The organism is Nitrincola salilacus (genome assembly GCF_046271865.1).
In the GTDB taxonomy this organism is placed as follows: Bacteria; Pseudomonadota; Gammaproteobacteria; order Pseudomonadales; family Balneatricaceae; genus Nitrincola; species Nitrincola salilacus.
Genome location: NZ_CP176580.1, coordinates 1908719 through 1927500, shown reverse-complemented (window position 1 = coordinate 1927500; position 18782 = coordinate 1908719). Strand labels below are relative to the sequence as shown.

Genomic DNA, 18782 nt, shown 5'->3' with positions numbered 1-18782 from the left:
ACCCTGCAGCAGCTTTTTGCCTGCTTTACTTATTTTTACCCTGGGCAAACAGCTCATCCAGCTTCTGCTCAAAATCGTGATAGTTAAGGAAATCATAGAGTTCCATGCGAGTTTGCATGGTATCTATTACAGCCTTCTGGTCACCATCTTTCAGGATATGCTCAAACACATTCAGTGCAGCTTTGTTGGCGGCACGAAAGGCTGACAGCGGGTAAAGCACCATGGTGGCACCCTGCTCTGCCAGCTCGGCCTTATTGAACAACGGCGTGGCACCGAACTCAGTGATATTGGCCAGCAGATGACGTCCGCTGATCCCGGTCGAAAACGCTTTGTAATCCTCAAGGGTGTGCACCGCCTCGGCAAAGATGCCATCAGCACCCGCTTCCAGACACGCTTGCGCACGATCGACTGCTGCGCTCAGGCCCTCCATCTGGAAAGCATCAGTACGCGCAATAATAAAGAAGTCATCATCGGTTCTGGCATCGACTGCCGCTTTGATCCGATCCACCATCTCGGCCTGAGAAACGATCTCCTTATTAGGGCGATGACCACAGCGCTTCTGCGCCACCTGATCCTCGATATGCACCGCCGCCGCACCGGCCTTGGCCATGTCGCGAACGGTACGAGCAATATTGAATGCTCCGCCCCAACCGGTATCGATATCCACCAGCAGTGGCGTTTCAACAGCACCGGTGATGCGACGAACATCTTCCAGCACATCGTTCAAGGTCGTCATGCCCAGATCAGGCAGGCCATAGGAAGCGTTGGCGACCCCTCCACCCGACAAATAGATCGCCTGGTGTCCGGTCCTGGTTGCCATCATTGCGTGGTAAGCATTGATGGTGCCAACAATCTGCAGTGGCTGGTTCTCAGCCAGCGCCTTACGAAAGCGCCCACCCGCAGTCAGTTTCTCAGCCATTTTTATCCCCTTTGGTTTCATTCACAGTGTTCAGTTTGCTTTCGATATTCCGGCGTGCAGAGCTGATATGACGACGCATCAACAACTCGGCCAGCTCAGGATCCCTGGCCTCTATGGCATCGATAATCTGACGATGCTCCTTGAGTGCACGCTTGGGTCTGGAACTCGACACACTGAACTGATAGCGGTACATGCGTACCAGGTGATACAGGTCAGCGCCCAGCAACTCCAGCAGCTTGGCATTCTTACTGCCCTGTACAATTCGGTAATGAAAATCGAGGTCGCCCTCTTTCTGAAAATAGGAGCTCCACTCGCGCTGCTCGACCGATTTTTCATGCAGATCGAGCAGATCTTTAATGCTTTGCACCTCTTCATCAGACATATGAGTGGCTGCCAGACGACAGGCCATCCCTTCCAGCGCTTCACGCACATGGTAGATCTCGATCAGTTCGCGTGCAGAAAGCTGCACGACACGAGCACCGATATGCGGTTTACGTTCAACCAGGCGCAAGCCCTCAAGCCGACGGATCGCCTCACGCAACGGCCCACGGCTGATACCGTAAGTACGTGCCAGTTCCGGCTCACTGATTTTGTAGCCCGGCGGCAGCTCTCCCTTGACGATCGCTGTCACGATCTGATGACAGACTCTATCTGCAAGCGTCCTCGCCAAAGGCTCGAGCGGTAATACATTACTGGTATCTGACATGACTTGCCTCGCTAAGATTGTCGACAATCTTTATTTAAAGCAACGATACCGGCCCCAAAAGAGGCCGTCAACCGTCATTTTAAGAAAAGTTGTCTACATAATACGAAGGTCTAGGGGATTTCCCGAGTATGAAAGCCAGGATAAGACAAGAGGTCTTATTTGCCTCTGAACATGGGGCAGAGCACTCGATCTCAGATCATCAAATGATTCGCCGCGGCCCCTGCCCTTTTTCATGCAAAACGTCATCAGGGTTTAACAAATGGCACTGTTTCATGCTTAAGCAGCCGCAGCCAATACACCCAGTCAGGTTATTTCGCAGCAACTGTATTCTGTTGATCTTCGCATTCAGGTAGAGACTATGACAACGATGAACCAGATTCTGAATTACTCCAAGATAATTCTTGCTTCGCCCGTTTACTGGTATTCTGCCAGCGCTCAGATGAAGGTCTTTATAGATAGGACGTCTGACTTTCTTGATATCGACGATATTAAGCATGTTGGTCGAAGGCTGAGAGGGAAAGTCGGTTACGTTGTTTGCACATCAATCAGCGAAGAGGCCGACAGCTCATTCATTAATTCATTTAAGGACACATTTACATATCTTGGAATGAAGTATGGTGGACATGTACATGCCAATTGCGATGGTGGCTACGTCCCAGAGCTTTATATTGAAGACGTGCGTAGGTTTGTGACAATTGTCAACGCTGACGTTTGAAGGGTGGAACCTGAAAATAGGCTGATAAATCAAAAGGTGCGATGGTTGAAACCATCTTGAAGGGTTTCAGATCTTCCGTTCGATAAAACATCTGATCCAGATTGGCTTGTTGCTGAAAGCTTTGGTAGAGACTATGTACCTCCTCCATCAAACGGCTGACACTCCGCTCACTGACAAGTCTGCTGGAGGAGTAGAACAAGCAATCTTCACCATTGTGCCGAGTTAATGCCTCCTTGACGAAATTTTGGTTAACCTTGACAAGCGTTTGGTGCAAAGGCCCGTCCAGACGCCAGCGTATTGGTCTCTTGACCCTGAAGTGAACTGAGTCGTTAGCCCCCAGGCGAATCAGATCCAGCTTTTCCAGCTCCCGCAAATATAGATAGATATCGGTAGGCTCAAGCCCGTTCTGATCGGCGATGGCTTCCAGATTGAACTCGCTGACCAACAGCATGAAAAAAGCGGTAAGCCCTGGATCGGACGCCAGCTCCCTTTCGGTTTCCAGCGCCAGCGTGGTGGGTTCCACAGAGGTCTTCTCCGCCAACTCGACAAGATCGGAGAAATGAATCCCGATCACATCACAGATTTCAATAAGACGGCTTAGCCTACAGTCCTGTTCCTGAAACAGGCGTTTGATAGTGGGCTCCGACGTATTCAACAGTTTAGCCAGATCACGGTATCGAATACCTTGTGCCTTCAAGACCTGTTTCAATGCACTGAAAACACTGCTTCGATGCCGTTGTTCGCTCATGACTTTATCCAGAAGATGAAGTTTAGTATCACTTTATGATACCCATGTACCATTTTCATACAACCATGACAAAAAAAGATATCCTTTTCACGAAACTACCTATTCAACAAAAGGAATCTGCAGCAATGAGAAAAATTATCACCCCACTGAAGATAATGGTCGCTCTTTCCATCCTGTCTGCGTCTGGTGCCATCGCCAATGATGGCGAGCCCAAGCTCTTGTGGACAATCGAGCATCTTGACCAACCGGAATCCGTGATTGCGGATCCCGGCGGCAAACTGCTGTATATATCCAACATCAACGGACACCCGGTGGAACTGAACGGAGAAGGTTACATAAGCAAGGTATCAACGGAAGGTGACGTTCTCGACAAGTACTGGATCAGTGGCCTTGATGCTCCCAAGGGAATGGCAATTGTGGGAGACAATCTCTACGTGGCCGATATGCAGACACTGCACGTGATAAGCCTGAAGGAGAACCGTGTGGTGGAGCAGTTCAACGCCCCCGAGGCCATGATGCTGAACGATGTGACGGCGGCAGGTGATGGATCTGTTTATGTCTCGGATCTTCTAGGTGGCGCCATTTACCAGCTTAACCAGACGACGTTCTCCCCATGGTTCAGCCATCAGGATCTGCCTCACCCAAACGGTGTATTGTGGTGGGAAGGAGAGCTACTGATCGCGAGCTGGGGCGAAGAGCTGGCCGATGATTTTTCCACTCAGATCCCCGGCAGCCTCTATCGATTGGACTCTACCACCATGGAATTGCAGGTTGTCCCGACGGGGTACCAACTGGGAAATCTGGATGGCATTGTTGTAGACAGAGACAAGATCTATGTCAGTGACTGGATCACCGGAGAGCTTTATCAACTGACCGACAATGAACGCCGAAAAGTATTGGCTCTGAATCCCGGCCTGGCTGATATTGGCTCAGCTCCGGGAGTGATCTATGCACCCATGATGGTGGACAATCACGTAAGTGCGTGGAAAATCGAGTAAACCCTCAGGCTCCAATGGTAGTGACCAGTGCCTCACACCAGCCATTCTGGGTATTCAGCACTTTACTCTCACTGATGTGGCCTGATTGACAACATCTGCCAGACCGGAGAGCAGCAAACATCTTTCCACCTCCTCATAGTGTGAACTACAGATCAACGAATACCAGTTTATGACTCCCTACCTTTCATAAACCGAACCATCTCCTCATTCATGATCCGCGCAATCTGGCGCGGCTTCTGGAATGGCAGTGAATGGTCAGTACCGGTGATCATGAAGTAATGCCAATTGGGCATCTGATCGGCCAGATCCCTGTGCAGTTGATGCATGGCATGCACGCTGTTACCTCCGATAAAGCTGGTAACGTCACCCTGTGCGGCCAGCAACTGATCACGATCAAGGTGATGAATAGCCTGGGTGACGGCATCCAGCGCATGAGCGAAGCCAAGTGGGCGCAACCCCAGTCGGCTGATAGTGAGGTCTTCAGCCTTGGCTGCTGTTTTACGCTGTGGGGAGATGGTATCCAGAAAAGCACGGATTCCCTGCTCCGTATCAGCCGAGCGCAGATGCTCAGCCGCTTCTGAATAGCGCTCACGCAACACGACTGTTTCATGCATGCTCGGTCGATCCAGCAGTGCCGACTCCAACAGGAACTGTTTCCCGATCCGAGCGCCAAGCTGTTGTTTGAGTCGAAGAGACACCAGACCACCCAGCGAATAACCACCCAGATCGAAGTGATCCCACTGTAAGGTGCTCAATAATGTACCCAGATCACCGACAAGCTGACCCAGTACGAAGCCATGTTCTTCACCATCTGGATAACGTGTGTCACCGGTGCCACGCATATCTGGCACCACTATCTCAGGCCAATGCTCCAGAAACGCCAGCAGCATCTCCCAGGTGTCACGCCCTGCAACACCTGCCCCATGCACCAGCAGCAGACGACGCCCCGACTTGATGGCCGGATTGGTATAGCGATACCAAGTCATGTGCTGATCCGGCAATATCAGTTGGTGTGTTTCGCACTGGAAAGGATGCTTCATCGCTCAATCGACTCCATAACAACTAAAAATGGCATTCAAGGCGATGAATTATAAACTCTTACCGACAGGATGCTCGCCTGTCTGGCTGGATAGGTTTAAAATTCCGCTTTTGCCTGAGAGAATTCTGCTTGATTCGCCGCCTGCAACTACCCGACACCCTCTCAACCCCAGAGGTCTTCAACCGTATCAGAGCACTCGGCAATGCCGTGCTGCTGGACAGTTGTGGTCTGCAAAACCGGTTTGGTCGCTTTGATATTCTGAGTGCAGAACCGGACGCGATTCTGCGCCTTAATAGAGGGCACCTGACACTGACTCAGCACAATCAGGAGATGATACTGCATCAAGACCCTTTCGAGGTTATGCGCAGCATGATGGCTGAGATGGACAGATCGGAGACTGATGACCTTCCCTTCTGTGGTGGTCTGATAGGACACTTCGGCTATGATCTGGGGCGCTATATTGAGCGTTTGCCATCACAGGCACAGGATGATATCGATTTTCCGGAGCTGCGAGTCGGTCGCTATCGCTGGGCAGTGGTTCGCGATAATCGCCTGAACACACTGGAGTTGATTGCAGATGACAGCATCAGCGAGAGCCAGCTTGAAGCACTCAGGGCTCGTATTCTGCAGCCCGTCCATACTGAAACGCCAACATTCACACTGAATACACCTTTTATAAACAATCTGACCGAAGCTGACTATCAAGCAGCACTAACCCGTATTAATGAATATATCCATGCCGGGGACTGTTATCAGATCAACTTTGCGCAGCGCTTTACCGCACAGGCCAGTGGTGATAGCTGGAAGGCGTATCAACTCCTGCGCAAGGTGGCTACGACGCCTTTTGCCGCCTATCTTGAAAGCCAGGATGGGGCTGTCCTGTCCCTGTCCCCTGAGCGTTTTCTACGCTGTGAGCCTGACGGACAGATTGAAACGCGACCGATCAAGGGAACTCGCCCGCGAGGTAAGACGCCAGAGGAAGACCAACAACTGGCAGATGAGCTGATCAACTCAACCAAGGATCGAGCCGAGAATGTCATGATAGTTGATCTCCTGCGCAATGATCTGAGCAAAGTCGCGGCCACCGGCAGCGTAAAGGTACCCGAGCTCTTTGCGCTGGAGAGCTACCCTAACGTCCACCACCTGGTCAGCTCCGTCACTGCTCGCTTGGCAGATAACAAAAACGCTATCGAGCTGCTGAAACACTGCTTTCCTGGAGGATCAATTACCGGCGCACCCAAGATCAGGGCAATGGAGATCATTGATGAGCTGGAGCCCCACAGACGCAGCATTTATTGCGGCAGTATCGGCTATATCAGCGCCTGTGGCCGTATGGACACCAATATCACGATCAGAACTCTGTTACATCATCAGAACCAGGTCTACTGCTGGGGAGGTGGTGGCATTGTGGCCGACTCTGAGATCGAGTCCGAGTATCAGGAGACATTCAATAAGGTGAATAATCTTCTACGCTGCCTCGAGCTCACACTACAGAAATAACCTTTCTGAAAGCGGATCTGCCGTATTTTTCATTAAAAAAAGCAGGCATTTTCGAATGTCATACTATAATTTGCTTAAATGTTTCTTTTTCATTAATTTTCATTCAGGGCTGTACAGAATCAGACATACAAAGAATAATACTTTCGTATAACAGGACAATTACAAAAACACGGATAGTTAATAAGCCTCACGGCATGCAATCCAACTTATCCGGTAAAAAGGTTCTGATTATGCAACTGAGTTTTCAACAAAAAATTCTCTGCTCCATGCTCGCACTGCTCGCAGTGGCACTACTCGCTCTGGGAATGCTGGCGGCACAACTGCTGCGCACGGAAGTAAACCAGGCGATACACAGCGAGTTGGACAATACGTTGCGCACTGCCCGCACCTTCGCGCAGGACTGGGTAACGGCGAAATCGGATGTCATAGATGCGCTGGCCAATCAACTACCTACTAATGAAGCTGATGCAACAGCCCCACTAACGCTTGGACGCGAAGCTGGGCGCTTTGATCTGGTTTATGCCGGTACGGCAGATGGCGGCATGTGGCAGTCTTTCCCTGCTGCGGATCTGCCGGGTGATTATGATCCCCGCACCCGCCCTTGGTATAAGCAGGCACTGGAAGCCAATCGTATGGTAGTCACTCCCCCCTACGTTGATGCAGGCAGTGGCAATCTGATCATATCTTTTGCGACGCCTCTGAAAAACAGTATGCGTGGTGTTCTGGGTACGGATATCAGTATCAACGCTGTTATAGATGAACTACTCAAGCTGGAGTCTCGCTGGACATCAGAGCTGTGGATGCTGGATGGTGAATCCAAACTGATCGCCCACCCGAATCCTCAGCAGGTTCAGAAGCCACTCAACGAACTGCTTCCTGGTGTGACATTGCCGTCACCCGGACAAATGGTTGAAGTAAACTATCAGGGAGAAGTCTGGCTGATGTCGCCCACACGGGTTGAAGATGCTGACTGGACATTTGTGTTGCTGGTCAAGCGCAGTGAAGCGGTCGCTGCACTGAATGCACTGGCATGGCGACTGCTGACGTTGAGTGTGCTGGTACTGCTGGCTGCCGGAGCCTTACTGCTGTTCCTCGTCAAGTATCTGCTGCGCCCATTGAAGAAGCTTGCAATCGCTCTGGACGATGTGTCTCAAGGTGAGGGTGACTTGACTCACCGCCTGGAAGTGAACAGCCAGGATGAGTTTGGCCGCATGAGTCAAGCGTTCAATAAATTTATTGAGCGTTTGCAGGTCACCATCACCGAGGTGATTCAGTTGACTGGGCGCCTGCACGAAGATGCCAAAGTGAGCGCCGAACAGGTCAAAATGAATCTTGATCAGTTGGGAATGCAACAGGGTGAACTGACCCAGTTGGCTGCTGCTGCCCAGGAAATGTCATCAGCTACCAGCGAGATCGCGCGCAATGCCGAACAGACCGCAGCAGCTGCGCAGAATGCTGCGGACTCCACTCAGCAGGGACTCGGCGTTGTCAGCGAGAACCGCAAGCGCATTGCCAACCTGGCTGAACAGATTGCATTGGGAACAACAACCATCTCTGAGGTGAACACCCACGTTCAGAATATCACTGGTATTCTGGCGACCATCCAGAGTATAGCCGAACAGACCAACCTGCTGGCACTGAATGCTGCGATTGAAGCTGCACGCGCAGGCGAACAGGGCCGTGGTTTTGCCGTGGTTGCCGACGAAGTCCGCACTCTGTCGCAGCGCAGCCACAAGGCTACAGAAGAGATCCAGCATATGATCACACAGCTGCAGGGATCAACCTCTCAGGCCGTTAAAATGATGAGCGACAGTCAGGAACAGGCGCACAGCAGCGTGACCAACGCCGAACAGGCGGCTGAAAGATTGCAGATGATCGACAGCGCCAGCCGTAACATCAGCGACATGGCCGTGCAGATTGCCAGCGCCGTTGAGCAGCAGAATGCGGTCACAACCGAAATTAGTGGCAACACCGAACAGATCAAACAAGTCGCAGATACGTTAGCCGAGCAGGCCCATATTACACGCGAAAGAACAGCTGATCTGAACCAGGTAGTAGGCTCACTGAAAAAACTGACCGATAACTTCAAGGTGTGATTAGCGGCGGGTAAAGCTTCACCATTTAAAAAGGGCTGTCCGAATCAAATCGGGCAGCCCTTTTTATTTTTTATGGCCTTAATTATGCCAACTTCTATCGAACGATATAGGGCCCGAGCGACGCCTGCTCCCTAAATCGTCAAAGAACGATTACTGGCGCCGATGAAAGCGCGCTTCAGTTCTTCAAAGGTCTGCACTGCTGGAAACTGCGAAAACTCACTGATGACATTATCCGGTGCGTGGAACAGAATACCCGCCTCAGCCTGAGTGAGCATGGTGGTATCGTTGTAAGAATCACCCGTCGCAATCACTCGATAATTCAGCAACTGAAAAGCTCTGACTGACTGGCGTTTTGGATCACGCTGCCTGAGGGTATACCCCACGATGCGCCCCGCCTCATCTACTTCCAGCTTGTGACACAGCAGCGCCGGGAAACCCAACTGGCGCATCAGAGGCTGAGCAAACTCGTAGAAAGTATCAGACAGTATCACTACCTGAAACCGCTCACGCAGCCAATCCAGAAATTCGGCAGCACCTTCCAGTGGCGTCAGTCGGCTGATCGTGTCTTGTATCTGGGGCAGGGTCAGACCATGCTGATCCAGCAAGCGCAACCGCTGTTTCATCAGCACATCGTAGTCGGGAATATCGCGCGTTGTTGCCTTGAGTTCCTCAATTCCGGTTTCCTCAGCAAACGCAATCCATATTTCGGGAATCAACACCCCTTCCAGATCCAGACAAGCCAGCTCCACACGCCCTCCTCAGCATGCCGCCGCGCGGCATGAGTTATCGGTGATTAATAAATAAAACTGTTAGATATCTTCCTCAATGATGAGGCAGATCGTAGCCACTGAACATCTCTTCAACTTCATGACGATTGGCGCAGGCCAGAACCTTTTGTACCACTTCAGGCGTCAGGTGCGGCGCAAACAGTTTGATGAAGTCATACATGTAACCACGCAGGAAGGTGCCTTTGCGGAATCCGATGCGTGTGGTGCTGGGCTCGAACAGATGGCTGGCATCCAGTGCGACCAGATCCTTGTCCTGCTCGGCCTCGAAGGCCATGGTCGCGACGATACCCACACCAAGTCCAAGGCGCACATAGGTCTTGATTACATCTGAGTCGACAGCGGTGAATACTACACGCGGTGTCAGACCTCGATCGCGGAATGCATCATCCAATTTTGAGCGCCCTGTAAAGCCGAATACATAAGTCACGATCGGATAACGTGCCAGCTCTTCAAGCGTCAGTTTGGAGACCTGAGCCAGAGGATGATCCTTCGGTACTACGACCGAACGATTCCAGTGATAACAGGGCATCATGATCAGATCGGAAAAATGCGACATCGCTTCGGTGGCAATGGCAAAATCGACCTCGCCATCGGCAGCCATTTCCGAAATCTGCATCGGCGTCCCCTGCTGCATATGCAACGAGACATCCGGATACATTTTGATGAACTCATTGATCGCAGGGGGCAAAGCGTAACGAGCCTGAGTATGTGTCGTGGCGATACTCAGCGTACCCTTCTTCTCGTCACTGAACTCCTGCGCCACCTGACGGATGCTGTCTACCTTCTGCAGGATATCTCCCACTATCTGCAAAATAGCTTCGCCTGCTGGCGTCACACGGGTCAGGTGCTTGCCACTGCGGGCAAATACCTCGACACCCAGCTCGTCCTCCAGCAAACGAACCTGCTTACTGATGCCTGGCTGAGAGGTGTAGAGACTCTGAGCTGTAGCAGATACATTCAGATCATGCCTTGCAACTTCCCAGATATAACGCAATTGCTGCAGTTTCATCTTGATATCCTGATTACATAAACAAACTCAAATATAACACCATGATATAACTAAATTCAAAAAAGAACTGGTATTGATATTAACTGTATCACTTTATACTGAGTTGTCTGCTATCAGATCAACTAAATTCGTGAGCTAAGGCGCCTGACTTCCTCTTCATAGCTGATCATACGCTTCTCCAGCGAATTGACCTTAGCTTCTGCCCTGATCACAGTATCCTCTTTATCCTTCAGCTGCAGGCGCAATGCGTTTTCACGCTTGGCACCCTCATTTGACTGAGAAAGCAACTTCTGATTGGTCCGGCGTGACTCTTCCTGCAGCTCTCTGACCTTCTGCTCCAGACGCTTGGTTTTGTTCAACTCCGCCAGCAACTGATTATTCAGCTTGGATAGCTCACGCTGCTGAGTGGCAGCTTCCTGTTTGAATTTCTGCAACTCAACTTCCATCCCTTTGCTCTGGGATTTCAGAGTATCGACATTGACATCACGCCGGGCCAGGCGAGTCTGTAGATCGTGAGCCTCCCGTGTGAACTCTGACTCACGCTTACTGGCCTCTTCACGCGCTTTTTCCAGCGCATTCCGATAGAAGCGGGTTTCGACCTCCTCCTTTGCCAGAGCCTCAAGCATATGACGCTGCTCCTCCTTGATACGCTGATCAAAGACGCGCTTGGCATCATCATGCACTTTTCGCAGCTGAGCCAACTCATGCTCAAGGGTAGAGCGTTTCTGCTCTTCCTTTTTACGATGGTTGGTCTCGTTGGCAAGGTTACCCTTCAGGACAGTCAGCTCAGCTTCAAGCACGCGTGACTGCTCTCGGCTCTCTTCAAGCTTGAGCTGCAGATCCCGGTATCGCGCTTCCAGATCTACATAAAGGCTATGAGTTTTCTGAACGGTATCATCATTGATTCGCCGATCTTCCTCCTCACCGGCATCATGTTTCTTGCGAGAAAGAATGACATGCGACTGCGCTTCCTGAACTGCCTGCTGCCATACACGTGTAAAGGCTTGCGCCAATACATCCGGCATGCCGGGCATTTCGAAGTGGTGATCGCCCTTTATATCCAGTCGTGCAGGTAGCTCCTGCCACCACTCATCCATATTCTGTGCAATCTCTTCCGGAGAGCTGTCAACCCTGGAAGAGATCACTTCAATGTCTGGACGCTGACCCGACAACAACAATTGGTCAGCCACCTCAAACACTCGACCCCTGATAGTTTCAATATCCATTTACACACTAAACCACTGACTTAAAAAACATAATAGATTCAACCCATCTCCCTGACACACATCAGCACAGATAGACCTGCGTAGCATAACCTATGAACTGTTGCTTTTGACAGTGCTACAACCAGAGAAACTGGTGCATTAAAATAGCGCACTAACGGCTGGATTTAGCCAGATATTGGTGCATAATTTCACCAGATCAGGAAAGTTTTGACCCTGGATGGATCACTTACGACTGCCCCTGATCACCATGGAACTTCTCTGCCGGGACCTACCTGAAAGTCGGCCGGGCCGAAAGATCGATTTTCATAAAGGGAAAAAGGACTGTGTTATGAAAAACCTGACTGTTCGAAAACTGTTTCTGTTCCTCTCACTCATCGTGTCCTCGCTCATGATCCTGCTCGCACTGGCAACCGTTCGCCAGTTGGGACTGGGCCAGGAGTTGGCTGAAACCAGCAACAACCGCTATCAATCCTACCTGTTGGCAGATGAATTACGCCAAAGTTCCGATGAACTGACGCGCCTGGCACGTACTTATGCAATCACAGGAGATCCCGCCTGGGAAAAGCAATATTTCGAAATACTGGCCATCCGTAACGGTGAAAAACCCAGACCCCAGAATTATCACAGGATCTACTGGGATTTTGTTGCCGCTGGGCAGCCAGCTCCGCAACCACCCGGTGACACCGTCGCTCTGACGGCTCTGATGAGACAAGCGGGATTTACTGAGGCTGAGCTGGCCAAACTGACCGAAGCCCAACGCAATTCAGATGCACTGGTCGCACTCGAAACCCGGGCAATGAACGCCGTCAAAGGCCAGTTCGAAGACCAGAACGGTGCATATACCCTGCGTGGCGAACCTGATCTGGCACTGGCTCGCTCGCTGATGCACAGCGCAGACTACCATCAATTCAAGGCACAAATCATGAAACCGGTCGATGAGTTCTTTGAACTGCTCGACCATCGAACTCAGTCCGCGGTATCAGAAGCCAACCATCAAGCAACGCAGTGGCTCAGCGTTTTGATCGGCATTGTGCTGGCCATTCTGGCAGTACTGCTCAGCGGCCTCTATTTCAGCTATCGGTTTCTCAAGCGGACCATCGGTGGTGAGCCGGTCATTGTCGCCAGAGCCTTGCAGGAGATTGCCGAAGGCAACATCGCCAACGTTTTACCCCGTGCTTCACATGGCAGCATCATGTCCAGCGCCGAAGCGATGCGTACCAGTCTGGTGCATGTTATCTCAGCAACCCGCAAAGCAGCAGAATCAATCACTGACTCTGCAGCAGACCTACATCGCAACAGCGAACAGACCAGTGAGCGTGTCAATCTTCAGCAGAAAGAGGCCGAGCAGGTCGCTGCGGCAATGACCGAAATGGTTGCAACCGTTCAGGATGTCGCTCTCAGCGTTTCCAGAGTTGCCGAACTGAGTCAGCAGACAGATGCCCATGCCCGTGACGGTCTGGGCATCATGACGGAAAGCGCTGACGCAATCACTACTCTGGCGAGTGAGATCGAAGAGGTCGCCCGGGTGATTGAGCATGTAAGAGCCGACAGTCAGGCGATTTTTCAGGTAGTGGATGTAATCAACAGCATCGCTGACCAGACTAACCTGCTGGCCCTGAATGCCGCCATTGAAGCGGCACGAGCAGGTGAACAGGGGCGTGGTTTCGCCGTTGTGGCTGATGAAGTACGCACTTTAGCCAGCCGCACTCAGGGTTCCACTAATGAGATCAACTCAATGATAGAGAAGCTGCAAAACAGTGCTGTTCAGGCGGTGAATGCCATGACAGAAGGGTGCGAAAGGGCCCGCCGGAATGTGCAACTGTCCAGTTCAGCCAGCACCGCCTTCAAAACCATTTCGACTTCAGTCAACGAACTGAATGATATGAATGTCATGAGTGCGACGGCTGCTGAACAACAGGAAGCGGTGGCTGAACAGATCAACCTCAATCTCAACAACATCAGCCAATCAGTCACGGAAACCGCCACATCTGCACGCCATCTGGCCAAGTCTGCGGCATCTCTGACCAGTCTGACCGAAGAGATGATGGTCAGTATCAGCCACTTTCAGCTTCCACAGCAGGGCTGATCACATTCTGCCCCCCTGCCAGATCGCCTTATAGACGACTTTCAGGGGGGCAATTAGCCGCTAGGAGGTGGTATCTGATACGTGATCGGCGAGCAAAGTCGCCAGATCCATATCCAGTTCAGCCTTAACCACCAACATCTCACCATCAGGCAATCTGGCTCTTATCTCGGCAGCATGCAGCATCAAGCGATGGATACCATATGCTTTCATCTGCTGATTCATCCGCTCATCACCATATTTGGTATCGCCGATAATCGGATGGCCGGCAAACTGGCAATGAACACGAATCTGATGTGTACGTCCCGTCAAGGGGCTGGCTTCCACCAGCGTCGCCAGATCACCAAAACGGCGCAACAACCTGAAGTCCGTAATCGAGCTCTTGCCACTGTTATCAACACGCACCATTCGCTCGCCAGATTGCAGCTCATTTCGCAGCAGTGGAGCGTCTACACGCTGCTGACGCTTCTCCCACCGCCCTACAACCAAGGCTTGGTATACTTTTTTAATCTGGCGCTCACGTAACCCTTCATGCAGATGACGCAACATGCTGCGCTTCTTGGCAATCATCAAACACCCGGATGTATCACGGTCAATTCGGTGAACCAGCTCCAGAAAACGCGCATCCGGACGCATCTGCCTGACAGCTTCAATCAAACCACTTGTGATTCCACTGCCCCCATGAACGGCCAGGCCAGATGGTTTATTGATGACCATCAGCGCATCTGTTTCGTAAAGGATGGCTGACTCAAGGCGATCCAGAAAACCCCTACCGATAATCTCGGGGGTATTCGGCTCGGATACCCTGACTGGCGGAATTCTCACCTCATCGCCCGATACCAGCTTGTAATCCGGCTTGGCGCGCTTCTTGTTTACGCGTATCTCCCCCTTTCGCAAAACCCGATAGATCAGAGTTTTGGGTACTCCCTTAAGTTGAGTTCGCAGGAAATTATCGATTCGCTGCCCCTCCTGTTCCGGCTCAACAGTGACATACCGAACCTGAGGACGCGACTTCGCATCTGAATTTGTCATAGTAAGTTGTTTAATACCCGATTGATGCTCAATGGCTTTACTGTTATATTCTAGCGTTGCCGAGGACGGTTGGCTTTATTAATTTCACAAAACCGCACGACCAGTCAATTTACTCCGAATACGATCTCTTAACTGGCGTAGTCCGACCTGTGGCAAACATGCTATATCAAACGATATAAACCCGAATTTGAAGTAACGCTTCCACCACCTTCGCCAGTGCGAGGGTCCAGTTGGAGGTGGAGATGCACGCTGACCCGGAACCTGCCTTAGACAGCAGCCACAGCCATAGAAAATAACGACATTGGTCAGCGTTTCCTTCACTGCCGACACCAAGGTAGCCAGAAGCTACCCAGGCGATTGCATGCCAGATGCTGCGATCGGTCACAAAGACTGGACATTGAACACACCAGACACATTGGCTGACTGGGGTGGAATGCGTTGCGTTTGCTGAGAACGCATAACAACATGAAAAGAATGCTGATTAACGCAACTCAACCCGAAGAGGTGCGTGTCGCGCTTGTCGATGGACAGCGCTTGTTTGATCTCGATATGGAGTCAGACAGCCGGGAACAGAAAAAAGCCAATATCTACAAGGGCAAAATCACCCGCGTAGAGCCCAGCCTTGAGGCAGCCTTCGTTGACTACGGTGCAGACCGTCACGGCTTCCTTCCCCTGAAAGAGATTGCCAAGGAATACTTTTCCCGACAGCCGGAACGTGGCCAGCGCCCGAACATCCGTGATGTGATCCGCGAAGGTACCGAAGTTTTCGTTCAGGTCGATAAGGAAGAACGTGGCAACAAGGGCGCTGCTCTGACTACATTCATCAGCCTGGCCGGTCGTTACCTGGTTTTGATGCCCAACAACCCGCGTGCCGGTGGTATTTCCCGTCGCATCGAGGGTGAGGACCGTAACCAGCTCAAAGAAGCCCTGAGCGGCGTCAATATTTCCGATCAGATGGGTGTGATCATCCGCACAGCCGGTATCGGCCGCAGCTCCGAAGAGCTGCAGTGGGATCTGGATTACCTGACCACTCTCTGGGACGCCATGCAAGCCGTCAAGGATCGTCCTGCTCCTTTCCTGGTCTACCAGGAGAGCAATGTCGTTATCCGTGCAATTCGCGACTATCTGCGCGCCGATATCGGCGAAGTGCTGATCGACCACCCTGCCGTATACGAGCAGGCGATGCAGTTTGTGCGCCAGGTGATTCCAACTTTTGAGAGTCGCGTCAAGCTATACAAAGAATCTACGCCTCTGTTCAACCGCTTCCAGATCGAGAGTCAGATTGAAACCGCCTTCGAGCGTGAAGTCCAGCTCCCATCAGGTGGATCGATTGTTATTGACCCTACCGAAGCTCTGGTATCCATCGACATCAACTCCGCACGCGCAACCCGCGGTGGTGATATCGAAGAAACAGCACTGAACACCAACCTTGAAGCAGCCGACGAAATCGCTCGACAGCTCAGACTGCGTGATATCGGCGGCCTGATTGTCATCGACTTCATCGATATGACACCGATCAAAAACCAGCGTGAAGTGGAAAATCGCCTGCGCGATGCTCTCAAGCTGGATCGCGCACGCGTGCAGATGGGTCGCATCTCTCGCTTTGGCCTGCTCGAAATGTCACGCCAGCGTCTTCGCCCTTCACTCAGCGAAACCCGTGGCAGTGTCTGCCCTCGCTGCAGTGGTACAGGCGTCATTCGCGATACTGGCTCACTGGCCTTGTCGATCATGCGTCTGATTGAAGAGGAGTCTTCCAAGGACCGCACCGCGCAGATTCGCGCCATTTTGCCGGTCAGCGTAGCGACCTTCCTGCTGAACGAAAAGCGCAATGAAGTCCATGCCATTGAAGAGCGCCATAAGGTCAGAGTCGTCATCGTACCTAACCCGAACATGGAAACACCTCATTATGAGGTGGTCAGACTGCGCGATGATCATACCGTTGCCACGATAGATGATCTTAGCTACGCTATTCAGCCAGATGTGGCTGCGGAAACATCTGAAACAGTTACTCGCCCACCGAAGCGCGAAGAGGCTGCCGTCAAGGCGATTGCGCCTCCGACCCGCGTTGCGCCACAGTCCACTGTATCTCAGGTAGCAGAGATTGAAAGCGCACCCAGAGCCGAAGTGAGTAGCAAGCCAAAGACTGAAACTGATGCCCGGGCACCTTACCATCACATGCCGAAGGCCATCGAAACTCCGTCTTTCGCTCAACGGGTTATGACCTCCCTGCGCTCACTCTTTGCCGGTGCTCCCGCCAAGCCTGAACCCACGCCGGAGAAACCACCTGTTGCGAAAGCAGCCGAGCCTGCGCGCAGCAGAGAGGGCAGCCGTTCCTCTACTGGTCGTGGTGGTGATAAGCGCCGCGGTGGTCGCAGCAGCAAACCGCGTGATAATGACTCACGCCGCAGAGACAACCGTGATCACCGCGATGACCGTCAGGACGAGATCATTACGATTGAACCGGAACACAATCTCCCACCCATTGGAGAGAAAGCGACCGATAAGCGTGAAGAAGGGACTGAAGGTGGACGCACTCGCCGTCGCCGTCGTGGAGATCGTAAACGTGGTGAAAAGAGCGATCGACCGACTGCTACAGACGAAACAACAGCCGACAGCACTCCTGTACAGGCTGAGGTAGCGGGTAATGAAGCCGCCGATAAGCAGAGCACTGCTGATCCGGAACAGAGCAGCCGACGTGGCCGTCGCCGCCGTGGTGGTGAACGCAGTGCCAAGCGGACCGCACTGCCCGGAGCAGAAACACAGGGAGAGAGTGAAACTCCGTTTGCTGAAGTGACTGGCACTGAGACCGCAACCCCAGAGGCTCAATCTTCAGAAACATCTGTAGAGCTGAGCGAATCTGCACCAAAACTGGTTGCTGCAGAGCCAACTGGATCTGCAGATGATGAACCGCAGTTCAAAGCATCTGCTGACACAACCACTGAGTCATCTAGCGAGACTCAACAGGAAACGGATTCAGCATCTGAGGTTGAGGCAGAACCCGTTGAGAAAAAGTCCAGATCACGCCGCGGTAACCAACGCCAAAGATCTGGTAGACGCACACCAGAGCAGTCCAACATTGAGTTTGAGCAGGCGGAAGCCGCTGAAACCTCCAGTACCGGTACTGATCAAAGTGCGACTGACACTGAGACTGTAACCAGTACTGATATAACGAAGGTCGAGGGCGCGTCCATTCAGACAGAGGAGCCAGCACAACTGGTTCAGCAGGATCTGATTCAAGAGATGGATTCCGACGTCAGCACCTCGGCTCAGGAGCCTGTTGCAGCTACTGAAGACTCTGGGCAACCGGAGATTGAAATCGCCACTGCTGAGTCTTCAGAGCCCTCTGAGCCAGTCGCCGAAACCGAAGCACCGGTTGCAGCTGCTGCCACTGAAATGCAGGATAGTATCAGCACTTCTGAGCAGGCTGACAATGCACCTGCAGCTGAAGAGCCGCAACCTCTGGAGCAGCCTAAGGAGACTTGGCAGCAGGCAGAAGCTGAAATTGCTGAATCCGAGCCTGAGCCAGAGTCTGAACCAGTGTCAGAACCGATGTCAGAACCTGTGCAGTCTGAGTCCGAGCAGGCCGAAGAAGCTACTCAAGCTGAACCTGAGCAGCCCCGCACAAGACGTCGTGCACCGAATGACCCGCGACTGAAACGCGATAAAACTCAGTAATGTAATCAGAGAACCTGATTCATCATAGAAAAAACAGGCCAGCGATGGCCTGTTTTTTTTCACCCTTCGATAAGCCCATTCCACTTTCGCCTGCCCCACTCCTGCAACCACTTTTATCTGTCACACAAAAAGCTTGCCTGTAGTCATCTTGAAGGAGACTATACTGGACTTAAGAGGCGATCTATAAACCACTTATATCTGATCCATCAGATATTTAGCTGTGCTCTTCCAGTTTAGAGTCAGGTCAA

The 18782-nt window shown here is 52.0% G+C and carries 14 protein-coding genes; 6 read left to right on the top strand and 8 right to left on the bottom strand.

Going from position 1 to position 18782, the window contains the following annotated elements; all coding sequences use genetic code 11:
* Window positions 1-25: 25 nt before the first annotated feature.
* A complete protein-coding gene (prpB, locus tag ACK3CJ_RS09110; RefSeq protein ID WP_409526103.1) occupies window positions 26-919 on the bottom strand; it encodes a methylisocitrate lyase in 894 nt (297 codons plus the stop codon).
* A complete protein-coding gene (locus ACK3CJ_RS09105; protein WP_409526102.1) occupies window positions 912-1625 on the bottom strand; it encodes a GntR family transcriptional regulator in 714 nt (237 codons plus the stop codon). The genes prpB and ACK3CJ_RS09105 overlap by 8 nt, the downstream gene beginning before the upstream one ends.
* Before the next feature lie 358 nt (window positions 1626-1983).
* Between ACK3CJ_RS09105 and ACK3CJ_RS09100 the strand changes: the two genes are divergently transcribed.
* Window positions 1984-2340 carry a flavodoxin family protein gene (locus ACK3CJ_RS09100; protein WP_409526101.1) on the top strand — a complete coding sequence of 119 codons (357 nt, stop codon included), beginning with the start codon at window positions 1984-1986 and terminating at the stop codon, window positions 2338-2340.
* Here the strand turns inward: ACK3CJ_RS09100 and ACK3CJ_RS09095 are convergent.
* Window positions 2324-3088, bottom strand: a complete 765-nt coding sequence (locus ACK3CJ_RS09095) for a helix-turn-helix domain-containing protein (RefSeq protein WP_409526100.1) — start codon at window positions 3086-3088, stop codon at window positions 2324-2326. The two genes, ACK3CJ_RS09100 and ACK3CJ_RS09095, sit on opposite strands and share 17 nt — an antisense overlap.
* Window positions 3089-3213: 125 nt before the next feature.
* Between ACK3CJ_RS09095 and ACK3CJ_RS09090 the strand changes: the two genes are divergently transcribed.
* Entirely contained in the window at window positions 3214-4086 is an 873-nt protein-coding gene (locus tag ACK3CJ_RS09090; RefSeq protein WP_409526099.1) for a hypothetical protein, read from the top strand.
* Between the two features lie 167 nt (window positions 4087-4253).
* Here the strand turns inward: ACK3CJ_RS09090 and ACK3CJ_RS09085 are convergent, their stop codons facing one another.
* Window positions 4254-5126 (bottom strand): alpha/beta fold hydrolase, encoded by an 873-nt coding sequence (locus tag ACK3CJ_RS09085; protein WP_409526098.1) that lies wholly within the window; start codon window positions 5124-5126, stop codon window positions 4254-4256.
* Between the two features lie 128 nt (window positions 5127-5254).
* Between ACK3CJ_RS09085 and pabB the strand changes: the two genes are divergently transcribed.
* Both pabB and ACK3CJ_RS09075 read left to right on the top strand, forming a co-directional pair.
* Window positions 5255-6625: an aminodeoxychorismate synthase component I gene (gene pabB, locus ACK3CJ_RS09080; RefSeq protein ID WP_409526097.1), complete on the top strand. Its 1371-nt coding sequence runs from the start codon at window positions 5255-5257 to the stop codon at window positions 6623-6625.
* Between the two features lie 230 nt (window positions 6626-6855).
* Entirely contained in the window at window positions 6856-8721 is a 1866-nt protein-coding gene (locus ACK3CJ_RS09075; protein WP_409526096.1) for a methyl-accepting chemotaxis protein, read from the top strand.
* Between the two features lie 131 nt (window positions 8722-8852).
* Here the strand turns inward: ACK3CJ_RS09075 and thrH are convergent, their stop codons facing one another.
* From thrH to ACK3CJ_RS09060, 3 genes are all read right to left on the bottom strand, one after another.
* Complete coding sequence (gene thrH, locus ACK3CJ_RS09070; RefSeq protein WP_409526095.1) at window positions 8853-9470, bottom strand: bifunctional phosphoserine phosphatase/homoserine phosphotransferase ThrH; 618 nt, start codon at window positions 9468-9470, stop codon at window positions 8853-8855.
* Between the two features lie 73 nt (window positions 9471-9543).
* Window positions 9544-10518: an HTH-type transcriptional regulator CysB gene (gene cysB, locus ACK3CJ_RS09065; protein WP_409526094.1), complete on the bottom strand. Its 975-nt coding sequence runs from the start codon at window positions 10516-10518 to the stop codon at window positions 9544-9546.
* 122 nt (window positions 10519-10640) lie between these two features.
* The gene (locus ACK3CJ_RS09060) at window positions 10641-11744 is read right to left on the bottom strand and encodes a DNA-binding protein (RefSeq protein ID WP_409526093.1); all 1104 of its coding nucleotides are present in this window, start codon (window positions 11742-11744) and stop codon (window positions 10641-10643) included.
* 328 nt (window positions 11745-12072) lie between these two features.
* Here ACK3CJ_RS09060 and ACK3CJ_RS09055 point away from each other — a divergent pair, with 328 nt between their 5' ends.
* Window positions 12073-13830, top strand: coding sequence for a methyl-accepting chemotaxis protein (locus ACK3CJ_RS09055; protein ID WP_409526092.1), 1758 nt, complete (start codon window positions 12073-12075; stop codon window positions 13828-13830).
* Window positions 13831-13890: 60 nt separating this feature from the next.
* Here the strand turns inward: ACK3CJ_RS09055 and rluC are convergent, their stop codons facing one another.
* Entirely contained in the window at window positions 13891-14859 is a 969-nt protein-coding gene (rluC, locus tag ACK3CJ_RS09050; RefSeq protein ID WP_409526091.1) for a 23S rRNA pseudouridine(955/2504/2580) synthase RluC, read from the bottom strand.
* 465 nt (window positions 14860-15324) lie between these two features.
* On the opposite strand from rluC, the gene rne reads away from it, so the two are divergent.
* Window positions 15325-18534: a ribonuclease E gene (rne, locus tag ACK3CJ_RS09045; RefSeq protein ID WP_409526090.1), complete on the top strand. Its 3210-nt coding sequence runs from the start codon at window positions 15325-15327 to the stop codon at window positions 18532-18534.
* The last annotated feature ends 248 nt before the right edge of the window (window positions 18535-18782 follow it).